At 73.9% G+C, this 9,886-nt stretch carries 7 protein-coding genes; 3 read left to right on the top strand and 4 right to left on the bottom strand.

Annotation, left to right across the window (positions count from 1 at the left end; all coding sequences use genetic code 11):
- Nucleotides 1-68: 68 nt before the first annotated feature.
- From ACFWEK_RS14150 to ACFWEK_RS14135, 4 genes are all read right to left on the bottom strand, one after another.
- Complete coding sequence (locus ACFWEK_RS14150) at nt 69-2,225, bottom strand: 3-hydroxyacyl-CoA dehydrogenase NAD-binding domain-containing protein (protein ID WP_430554461.1); 2,157 nt, start codon at nt 2,223-2,225, stop codon at nt 69-71.
- Between the two features lie 5 nt (nt 2,226-2,230).
- A complete protein-coding gene (locus tag ACFWEK_RS14145; RefSeq protein WP_429763712.1) occupies nt 2,231-3,490 on the bottom strand; it encodes a thiolase family protein in 1,260 nt (419 codons plus the stop codon).
- Between the two features lie 163 nt (nt 3,491-3,653).
- The gene (locus ACFWEK_RS14140; protein WP_430545284.1) at nt 3,654-4,883 is read right to left on the bottom strand and encodes an HRDC domain-containing protein; all 1,230 of its coding nucleotides are present in this window, start codon (nt 4,881-4,883) and stop codon (nt 3,654-3,656) included.
- Nucleotides 4,880-5,536 carry a DUF3000 domain-containing protein gene (locus ACFWEK_RS14135; protein WP_430554460.1) on the bottom strand — a complete coding sequence of 219 codons (657 nt, stop codon included), beginning with the start codon at nt 5,534-5,536 and terminating at the stop codon, nt 4,880-4,882. Before ACFWEK_RS14135 ends, ACFWEK_RS14140 begins: the two co-directional genes overlap by 4 nt.
- Before the next feature lie 203 nt (nt 5,537-5,739).
- Between ACFWEK_RS14135 and gndA the strand changes: the two genes are divergently transcribed.
- From gndA to ACFWEK_RS14120, 3 genes are read left to right on the top strand one after another with little or no spacing between them, the layout of a single operon-like run.
- Nucleotides 5,740-7,176: an NADP-dependent phosphogluconate dehydrogenase gene (gndA, locus tag ACFWEK_RS14130; RefSeq protein WP_430545286.1), complete on the top strand. Its 1,437-nt coding sequence runs from the start codon at nt 5,740-5,742 to the stop codon at nt 7,174-7,176.
- The gene (locus ACFWEK_RS14125; RefSeq protein WP_430554459.1) at nt 7,173-8,519 is read left to right on the top strand and encodes a hypothetical protein; all 1,347 of its coding nucleotides are present in this window, start codon (nt 7,173-7,175) and stop codon (nt 8,517-8,519) included. Before gndA ends, ACFWEK_RS14125 begins: the two co-directional genes overlap by 4 nt.
- Entirely contained in the window at nt 8,516-9,838 is a 1,323-nt protein-coding gene (locus tag ACFWEK_RS14120) for a carboxylate--amine ligase (RefSeq protein ID WP_430545288.1), read from the top strand. Before ACFWEK_RS14125 ends, ACFWEK_RS14120 begins: the two co-directional genes overlap by 4 nt.
- The last annotated feature ends 48 nt before the right edge of the window (nt 9,839-9,886 follow it).

The following is a 9,886-nucleotide window of genomic DNA, read 5'->3' as shown; positions in this document are numbered from 1 at the left end:
GTCCCGGCGAGGGACCGGGCCACCGGTGCGTCGTGAGCCGTGCGGCTCGGGTCTCCGAGGAGGGCGTGTCAGGCGACGGCCTCGGGGACGTTGGCGACGCCGTCGGGCAGGATCCGCCGGCCCAGGACCTTCGCCGAGTACCCGGCGCGGTCGAGGTACGGCGTGATGCCGCCGGTGTGGAAGCCCCACCCGGCGCCGAGGATCATGCACAGGTCGATCTGCTGCGGCCCGGCGACCACGCCCTCGTCGAGCATGTGACCGATCTCGACCGTCAGCGCCGTGAGCACGGAGTCCAGCACGCCCGCGGCGTCGAGCACGGGGGTGCCGTGCCGGCCCTGCTCGCCGGCCGGGAGCGCCTCGCCGAAGACCGCCTGGATCGCCGGGTCGACCGGCTTGGGCAGCCCGGGGGCCGGACGGTCGAGCACGACGCGCGTGCCGTCCGCGACCAGCTTCTCCAGGCCGGGGGAGGTCGGGAACCGGTCGCCCAGGTCCTCGCGCAGCGAGGTGAGCACGTGCAGGCCGACAGTGGGGCCGACGAGGTCGAAGAGCTCGAAGGTCGGCATCGGGAAGCCCAGCGGCGCCAGCGCCGTGTCGGCCACCTCGACGGACGTGCCGTTCTCGATGGCCTCGACGACCTTGCCCATGACCAGCACGAGCAGCCGGTTGACGACGAAGCCGGGCCGGTCGGCGACGAGCACCGCCGTCTTGCGCAGCTTCTTCGTGATGGCGAACGCCGTGGCCAGCGCCTCGTCGGAGGTCCGCTCGGCCTTGACGACCTCGACCAGCGGCATCTGGGCCACAGGGTTGAAGAAGTGGATGCCCACGACGCGCTCGGGGTGCCGGAGGTCGGCCGCCATCTCGGTGACGGACAGCGCGGAGGTGTTCGTCGCGAGGATCGTGTCCTCGCGGACGATGCCCTCGAGCTCGGCGAAGACCTTCTTCTTGAGGCCCATGACCTCGGTGACCGCCTCGATCACCACGTCGCAGGAGGCGAACTCGCCGATGTCGGTGGTGCCGGTGACGCTCGCGACGATGCGCGCGGCGGCCTCGGGCGTCATCCGCCCGCGGCCGACGAGCTTCTCGACCGTGGACCGGACGAAGCCGAGGCCCTTGTCGACCCGCTCCTGGTCCAGGTCGCGCATGACGACGGGGACGCCGAGGCGCTGCGCGACGAGCAGCGCGATCTGCGCGGCCATGAGGCCGGCGCCGACGATGCCGACCCGGGTGACCGGTCGGGCGAGGCTCTTGTCCGGGGCGCCGACGGGCTTCTTGCCGCCCGAGACGAGCTGGAAGGCGTAGACGCTGGCGCGCATCTCGTCGGACATGATGAGGTCCGCCAGCGCCTGGTCCTCGGCCGCGAAGGCCTCCTCGCGGGTGGCCGTCCGGGCCGCCGCGAGCAGGTCCAGGGCGCGGTACGGCGCCGGGCGCGAGCCCGCGACGACGGCGTCGAGCCGCTGGCGCGTGGCCGCGACGACGGCGTCCCACACCGGCTGGGGGTCGAGCTCGCGGCGGGGGACCTCGACGTCGCCGCGCAGCACCCGCGACGCCCACAGGATCGACTGCTCGAGGAAGTCGGCCGGCTCGAGGAGCTGGTCCACGAGGCCGATCTGCGCGGCCTCGGCCGCCTTGAACGGCTTCTGCGTCGCGGGGCGCGTGAGAATCACGTCGACGGCCTTCTCGATGCCCACGAGACGCGGCACGAGGTAGGCGCCGCCCCAGCCCGGGATGAGGCCGAGGCCGGTCTCGGGCAGGCCGAGCGCGGGGGCGTCGGACGACACCGTGCGGTAGTCGCAGTTGAGCGCGACCTCGAGACCGCCGCCGAGCGCCAGCCCGTTGACGAACGCGAACGTGGGCACGCCCATGGTGTGCAGCAGCTCGTAGGCGGCGTGGCCGGACCGGCCCAGCTCGAGCGCCTGCTCGTGCGAGGTGACGGTGGAGACCTGCAGCAGGTCGGCGCCCGCGGCGAGGAAGTACGGCTTGCCGGTGACGGCGACGGCGGCGATCTCCCCGCGGCCCGCGCGCTCCTGCAGCGCGGTCAGCGCCGCGGTGAGCTCGGCCATGCCCTCGGGGCCCAGGGTGTTGGGCTTGGTGTGGTCGAGGCCGTTGTCCAGCGTGACGAGCGCGAGGGTGCCCGCGCCGCCCGGGAGCTCGACGTCCCGGACGAGGGAGTGCGTGACGCGCTCGGCGCGGACGCCGGAGGTGTTCTCGGTCGTGTTCGAGGGCATCGTGGTCAGTTCTCCTCGTCCGTCGCGGTCGTCGCGGTGGTGTGGCCGGAGTAGTCGGCGTGGTGCGGGTTCTCCCAGATCACGGTGCCGCCCTGGCCGAGGCCCACGCACATGGTGGTGATGCCGTACCGGACCTCGGGGTGCTGCGCGAACTGGTGCGCGAGCTGCGTCATGAGGCGCACGCCCGAGCTGGCCAGCGGGTGGCCCATGGCGATGGCGCCGCCGTACGGGTTGACGCGCTCGTCGTCGTCGGCGATGCCGTAGTGGTCGAGGAAGCTCAGCACCTGCACGGCGAAGGCCTCGTTGATCTCGAACAGGCCGATGTCGTCGATGGTCAGCCCGGCCTGGGCGAGCGCCCGGTCGGTGGCGGGGACCGGGCCGTAGCCCATGATCGACGGGTCGACGCCGGCGAACGCGGACGAGACCAGGCGCATCGCGACGGGCAGGCCCAGCTCGGCGGCGGTGTCGCCCGAGGCGAGCAGCGCGGCGGTGGCTCCGTCGGTCAGCGGGGACGCGTTGCCCGCGGTGACGCGTCCGCCCGGGCGGAACGGCGTCTTGAGGTTCGCGATGCCCTCGACGGTGGTGCCGGGGCGGGGCAGCTCGTCGGCGGTGGCCAGGCCCCAGCCCTGCTCGGCGGAGCGCACGGCGACGGGGACGAGCTCCGGGCCGACGTCGCCGTTGGCGAGCGCCTTGGCGTACTTGGCCTGGCTGTTGACGGCGTAGGCGTCCGCGCGCTCCTTGGTGAGGTGCGGGAACTTGTCGTGCAGGTTCTCGGCCGTGACGCCCATGTTGAGCGACTCGGGGTCCACGAGCTTCTCGGAGAGGAAGCGCGGGTTCGGGTCGGCGTCGAAGCCCATCGGGTGGCGGCCCATGTGCTCCACGCCGCCCGCGATGACGACGTCGGCGCTGCCGGTCGCGATGCCGGCGGCGGTCGTCGTGACGGCGGTCATGGCGCCCGCGCACATGCGGTCGATGGCGAAGCCCGGGACGGTCTGGGGGAGGCCGGCGAGCATCCCCACGGTGCGGCCGAGGGTCAGGCCCTGGTCGCCCTGCTGGGTGGTGGCGGCGATGGCCACCTCGTCCACGCGCTCGCCCGGCAGCTCGGGGTGGCGGCGCAGCAGCTCGCGGACGGCCTTGACGACGAGGTCGTCGGCTCGGGTCTCGGCGTACAGGCCGTCGGGCCGGGCCTTGCCGAACGGCGTGCGCACGCCCTCGACGAAGACGACGTCGCGCAGCGCGCGGCGGGCCGGGTTCCGTGTGGTCATGGAAGCTCCATCCGCAGGCGGGGGTCGGGACTTCGGCGTCCGACGAGCGACGCCGCTCTCGGGCGACGACCCGGTGGGGCCGGCGCCGAGGTACACGCTACCGCGAGTACCGGGAACCAGGATAGACCACTCTGAGACCCCGTCTCACCTGACGGGTCGGAGGTCAGGAGACGGTGGAGAAGGCGTCCTCGAGCGGGGTCGCGACCAGCTCGACCTGCCACGGACGCGCGCCGCGACCCCGGAGGAACTCCGCGATCTCTGCCGAGCGGGCCGGGTCCGGCGGCGTCCAGCACAGGCGGCGCAGGGCGTCCGGCTGCAGCAGGTTCTCGACCGGCACGTGCAGGTCGCCGGACATCGTGGCGAGGAGGTCGCGGGCCGTCGTGAGCCGCCGGGCTGCGACGGGGTCTCGGTCGGCCCAGGTGCGCGGCTGGGGCGGTCCGTCGGTACGCGGGCCGCGCTGGCTCGGCAGCCGGTCGTCGGGCAGGGCGAGGGCCTCGTCGATCGCGCGCTGCCAGGCGGGCGCGCGGCGGCGCGTGGCCTTGCCCGCGAACTCCGGCAGGGCGGTGAGCTGCGGCACGGTGCGCGGCAGCGCGCGGGCGGCGGCCACGATGGCGCGGTCCGGCAGCACCCGGCCGGGGGAGACGTCGCGGGCGCGAGCGCTCGCGTCGCGCGCCAGCCAGAGGCTGCGGACCACGGCCAGCTGACGCCGGTCGCGCAGCGTGTGCGTGCCCGACGTGCGCCGCCACGGGTCGACGCGCGGTGCCGGGGGAGGCGCGGTGCGCTCGGCCTCGAACTCCTGGGCCGCCCACTCCGCCTTGCCGTCCGCGTCGAGCCGTTCCGCCAGGCGGTCGCGCAGGTCCACCAGCACCTCGACGTCGAGCGCGGCGTAGCGCAGCCAGTCCTCGGGCAGGGGCCGCGTGGACCAGTCGACGGCGGAGTGCTCCTTGGCGAGGCCCAGGCCGAGCAGCTCCGCGACGACCGCCGCGAGGCCCACGCGCTCCAGGCCCAGCAGGCGCGCGGCGAGCTCGGTGTCGAAGACGCGCGCCGGCCGCAGCCCGTGCTCGGCGAGCCCCGGCAGGTCCTGGGAGGCGGCGTGCAGCACCCACTCGGCGTCGCCCACGGCGTCGCCGATCGCCGACAGGTCGGGCAGCGCGACCGGGTCGAGGAGCGCCGTGCCGGCGCCCTCGCGGCGCAGCTGGACCAGGTAGGTGGCCTGACCGTAGCGGTAGCCCGAGGCGCGCTCCGCGTCGGCGGCGACGGGACCGGTGCCGGTCGCGAACCGCTCGACCACGCGGTCGAGGGCGGCCGGGGTGTCGACGACGCGCCCGACGCCGTCCGCCGGCTCGGTGAGCGGGACGACGTCGGTGGCGGTCGGGGGGACTGCTGAGCTCATGGCCCCACGGTATGCGGTCGGGACCCGGGGCGCGGGTGCCCGCGACCGCCCGACCGGGCGGCGAGCGAGGCGACGCCGTCGGGCAGCGGGGGCAGGCCGCCGGCCGTCGCCATGAGGTCGCCCCACACGGCGAGGTGCATCCCGAGGTCGGTGTCGGTGGGCGTCCAGGACGCGCGGATCTCGAGGTCCACCGCGTCGGGCGTGGCGCCCAGCGCGCCGAAGCTCTGGGAGAGGACGCGCGTCACGGTGCCGCCGATCGCCAGGGCGTCCACGCCCGCGGCCTCGAGCGACTCCGTCACCCAGGTCCACGCGACGTCGGCCAGCAGGGGGTCGGCGGCGAGCTCGGGCTCGAGGGTGGCGCGCACCAGCGTGACGACCCGGAAGATGCCCTGCCAGGTCTCCTGCCCCTCGGGGTCGTGCAGGACGACGAACCGGCCCGTGGCGACCTCCTCGCCCCCGGGCTCGGCGACCTCGCCCTCGAGGGCCACCGAGTACGGGGCCACGCGCGTGGGGCCGGGGATCTCCGCCAGGTGCACCTCGCCGCGCAGCCGCCGCTCGCGCAGGGACGCCAGCGCGGCCGCGAACGGGGCGGGCACCTGCCGGGTCTCCTGCCGAGGGTCCCGCTTCGAGTCACCCGTGCGATCGCCGGTCACGCCAGCCACCGTACGGCCCGGCGCGGCCGGTCGGGCGAAACGACGCACCGGGGGGCCGGTCGTGTCCGGATCGTGATGGTCCGTACACCTCGGCCGCCGCGCCGACTACGCTGGTCCCGGCTCCCGGGCGGGGGAGCGCGTGCGCCAGTCGCCGCCACCCGGCCGCCCGACCCGAACCGAGAACCGACGGAAGCAGGGAAACGATGACAGCTCGTGCCCAGATCGGCGTGACCGGCCTTGCGGTGATGGGCCGCAACCTCGCCCGCAACTTCGCGCGGCACGGCTACACGGTGGCGGTGCACAACCGGTCGTACGCCAAGACGCAGTCGCTGATCGCCGACGCCGGGCAGGAGGGCGACTTCGTCCCGTCCGAGTCGATGGCCGACTTCGTCGCCTCCCTGGAGCGGCCCCGCAAGGTCGTGATCATGGTCAAGGCGGGCGCGGCGACCGACGCCGTCATCGACGAGCTCGTGCCGCTGCTGGAGGAGGGCGACATCGTCGTCGACGCCGGCAACGCCCACTTCCCGGACACGATCCGCCGCGAGAAGGACCTCAGCGCGAAGGGCCTGCACTTCGTGGGCACCGGCGTCTCGGGCGGCGAGGAGGGCGCGCTCAACGGCCCGTCGATCATGCCCGGCGGCACCCGCGAGTCCTACGCGAGCCTGGGCCCGATCCTCGAGGACATCTCGGCGAAGGTCGACGGCACGCCGTGCTGCACCTACGTCGGCCCCGACGGCGCCGGGCACTTCGTCAAGATGGTGCACAACGGCATCGAGTACGCCGACATGCAGCTCATCGCCGAGGCCTACGACCTGCTCAAGCAGGGGCTGGGCGCGTCCGCGGCCGAGATCGGGCAGATCTTCGCCGAGTGGAACACCGGCGACCTCGAGTCGTTCCTCATCGAGATCACCGCCGACGTGCTGCAGCACGTCGACGCGGCCACCGGCAGCGCGTTCGTCGACATCGTGCTCGACCAGGCCGAGCAGAAGGGCACCGGCCGCTGGACGGTGCAGAACGGCCTCGACCTCGGCGTGCCGATCACCGGCATCGCCGAGGCGACGTTCGCCCGCGCGCTGTCCGGCTCCGTGCCGCAGCGCGAGGCCGGCCGCGCCGCGCTGCCCGCCGACGCCGGGACCTGGGAGATCGCGGACCGCGACACCTTCGTCGAGGACGTGCGCCTCGCGCTGTACGCGTCGAAGGTCGTCGCGTACAGCCAGGGCTTCGACCAGATCGCCGCCGCCTCCGCCGAGTACGGCTGGGACATCGACCGCGGTGCCATGGCCCGCATCTGGCGCGGCGGCTGCATCATCCGCGCCCGCTTCCTCAACCGCATCACCGAGGCGTACGAGCGCGACGCCGCGCTGCCGCTGCTCCTCGCGGACGAGTACTTCACGAACGCCGTGGGGAACGGCCTCGCCGCCTGGCGTCGGGTCGTGTCGCAGGCCGCCCTCAACGGCGTCCCGACCCCCGCGTTCTCCTCGTCCCTCGCCTACTACGACGGCGTGCGCGCCGAGCGGCTGCCCGCCGCGCTCATCCAGGCGCAGCGCGACTTCTTCGGTGCGCACACCTACCGCCGCACCGACCGCGAGGGCACCTTCCACACCGAGTGGTCGGCCGACCGCTCCGAGCAGGAGGCATGAGCGCACCCGTGAGCACCACCAGCACCGACGCCGGCCCCGGGTTCCAGCCCGTCATCGTCGGCTCGGACATCGGTGTGTACGCCCTCGCCCGCTCGTTCCACGAGCGCTACGGCGTGCGCACCACCGTCGTCGCCTTCGCCGAGCCGGGCCCGATCGCGCACTCGCAGATCATGGACACCGAGCTGTCCGGCACCGCGCCCGAGCAGATCGTCGGGGCGCTCCAGGACGTCGCGGGCCGGCTGTCGGCTCCCGGCCGCACCCTCGTGCTCCTCACCAACATGGACTGGGTGGTGCGCGTGCTCGTGCACCACCGCGGGGAGCTCGAGGCCGCCGGCTACGTCGTCCCGTTCGCGGACGCCGCGCTCATCGACCGGATCTCCGACAAGGCGGAGTTCCAGGAGGTGTGCGCGGGGCTCGGGATCCCGACGCCGGCCACGGTGATCCAGGACTTCGCCCGGGCCGAAGAGCCCGGCTGGGAGCCGCTGCCCGTCGGCTTCGACTTCCCGGTCATCGCCAAGCCCGCGAGCAGCGCCGACTACCACGACGTGCAGTTCGCCGGGAAGAAGAAGATCTACGAGATCGCGACGCCGGCCGAGCTGGACCGGCTGATGATCTCGCTGCGCGAGGCCGGCTTCCGCGGGCGCTTCCTGGTGCAGGAGAACATCCCGGGCGACGACACGCGGATGCGGTCGGTCACGGCCTACGCCGACTCGAGCGGGCGGGTCACGCTGCGCTCCTCGGCGCAGGTGCTCCTCGAGGAGCGCACGCCGGCCGCGCGCGGCAACCCGTCGGCGATGATCGTCGAGCCGATCGACGAGATCCTCGACGCCGCCCAGCGGATCCTCGAGCACACCGGCTGGCGCGGGTTCGCGAACTTCGACGTCAAGCTCGACCCGCGCGACGGCGTGTTCAAGTTCTTCGAGCAGAACCCGCGCATCGGCCGGAACAACTACTACCTCACCGCGGGCGGGCAGAACCCGACCGAGGCCCTGGTGGACGACGTCGTGCACGGCGTGCGGCGCGAGCCGGTGACGGCGGACCGGGAGGTCCTGTACGCCGTCGTGCCGAAGCGACTGCTGCGCTCGTACGTGCTGGACCCGGAGCTGCACGCCCGCGTCGTGCGGCTGCAGCGCTCCAGGCGCACGGTGCACCCGCTGCGCTACAAGGCGGACGCGTCGCCCCGTCGCCGCCTGTACGTGCTCACGGCGATGCTCAACCACGTGCGCAAGTACCGGCAGTTCTACCCGCTGGAGGCGCTGCGCCGGAACTACGCGGCGAACACCGCGGCGGGAGCGCCGGCCGGCACGTCGGCCGGCGGCGCCGCGACGAAGGAGGCATCGTGACGCAGACCCCGCAGCGGAGGCTGCAGCCCGTCGTCCTCGGCGGCGACATCGGCGCGTACAGCCTGGCCCGGGCCTTTCACGAGGCGTACGGGGTGCGTTCGGTCGTCGTGTCCGGCGCCTCCACCGGCCTGGTGCGGCACTCGCGCATCCTCACGCACGTGGCGGAGCCCCGGATCGACGACCCCGAGGCGATCGTGGCGCGCCTGCGCCGCATCGCGGACGAGCACGCTGACGCCGATCTGGTGGTCGTGGGCTCGGCCGACTGGCTGGTGCGGATGCTCGTGCAGCACCGCGACCGCCTCGAGGACCGCTACCTGGTGCCCTACGTGGGCGAGGAGCTGCTGCTGCGGCTCACGGACAAGGAGGAGTTCGGGGCCCTGTGCGCCGAGCTCGGCCTCGCGCACCCGACGACGGTCGTGCACGACGTCGCGTCGGGCACCGAGCCGGACACGAGCGGCCTGACCTTCCCCGTGATCGCCAAGGCGGCCAGCACGGCGGCCTACCACGACGTCGAGTTCGCGGGGAAGAAGAAGGTCTTCCTCGTGGACACCCGCGCCGAGCTGCTCGACCTGCTCGGGCGCGTGAAGGACGCCGGGTACGTCGGCTCGTTCGTCGTGCAGGACTACATCCCGGGCGACGACTCCGGCATGCGGATCCTCACCTGCTACAGCGACGCGCAGGGCAAGGTGCGGTTCTCCTCCTTCGGGCACGTGCTGCTCGAGGAGCACGCCCCCGGCGCGCTCGGGAACCCGGCCGCGATCGTCACGGGCACCCAGTCCGAGGTCGTGGAGCAGGCGCGCCGCCTGCTCGAGCACGTCGGCTGGACGGGCGTCGCGAACTTCGACCTCAAGTACGACCCGCGCGACGGGCGGTACGTGTTCTTCGAGCTCAACCCGCGTCTGGGCCGCTCGAACTACTACGTCACGTCGACGGGTGCGAACCCGGTGAAGTTCTACGTGCACGAGCACCTGCGCGGGCTCGACCCCGACCCGCGCGCCGTGCTCGGGCCGGACGTCCCGCTCTCCGGCGACGGCGAGGTCACGACCGAGCACCTGTACACGGTGCTGCCGGGCGCCCTGCTGCGACGCTACGTCGCCGACCCGGCCATCCGGTCCCGGACGCGTCGCCTGCAGCTGACGCGGCGTGCGTCCAACCCGCTCTGGTACCGCAAGGAGTGGGACCCCCGTCGGGTCGCGTACCTGCTGGTGTCGCAGGTCAACCAGTTCCGCAAGTACGCCCGGCACTACCCGGTGGCGCAGTCGCGGGCCCTGGCCTGGACCGGCCCGGCCGCACGGCAGGGCACCCGGGAGGGCGCGTGACCCCGGAGGCCGGGCACGGCGCCGACGGGACGGTCGACGACCGCCCCG

It is taken from the genome of Isoptericola sp. NPDC060257 (assembly GCF_042726645.1).
Lineage (GTDB): Bacteria > Actinomycetota > Actinomycetes > Actinomycetales > Cellulomonadaceae > Isoptericola > Isoptericola nanjingensis.
Note: the sequence above shows the minus strand (reverse complement) of the source record. Positions and strands in the feature narration are given on the sequence as shown.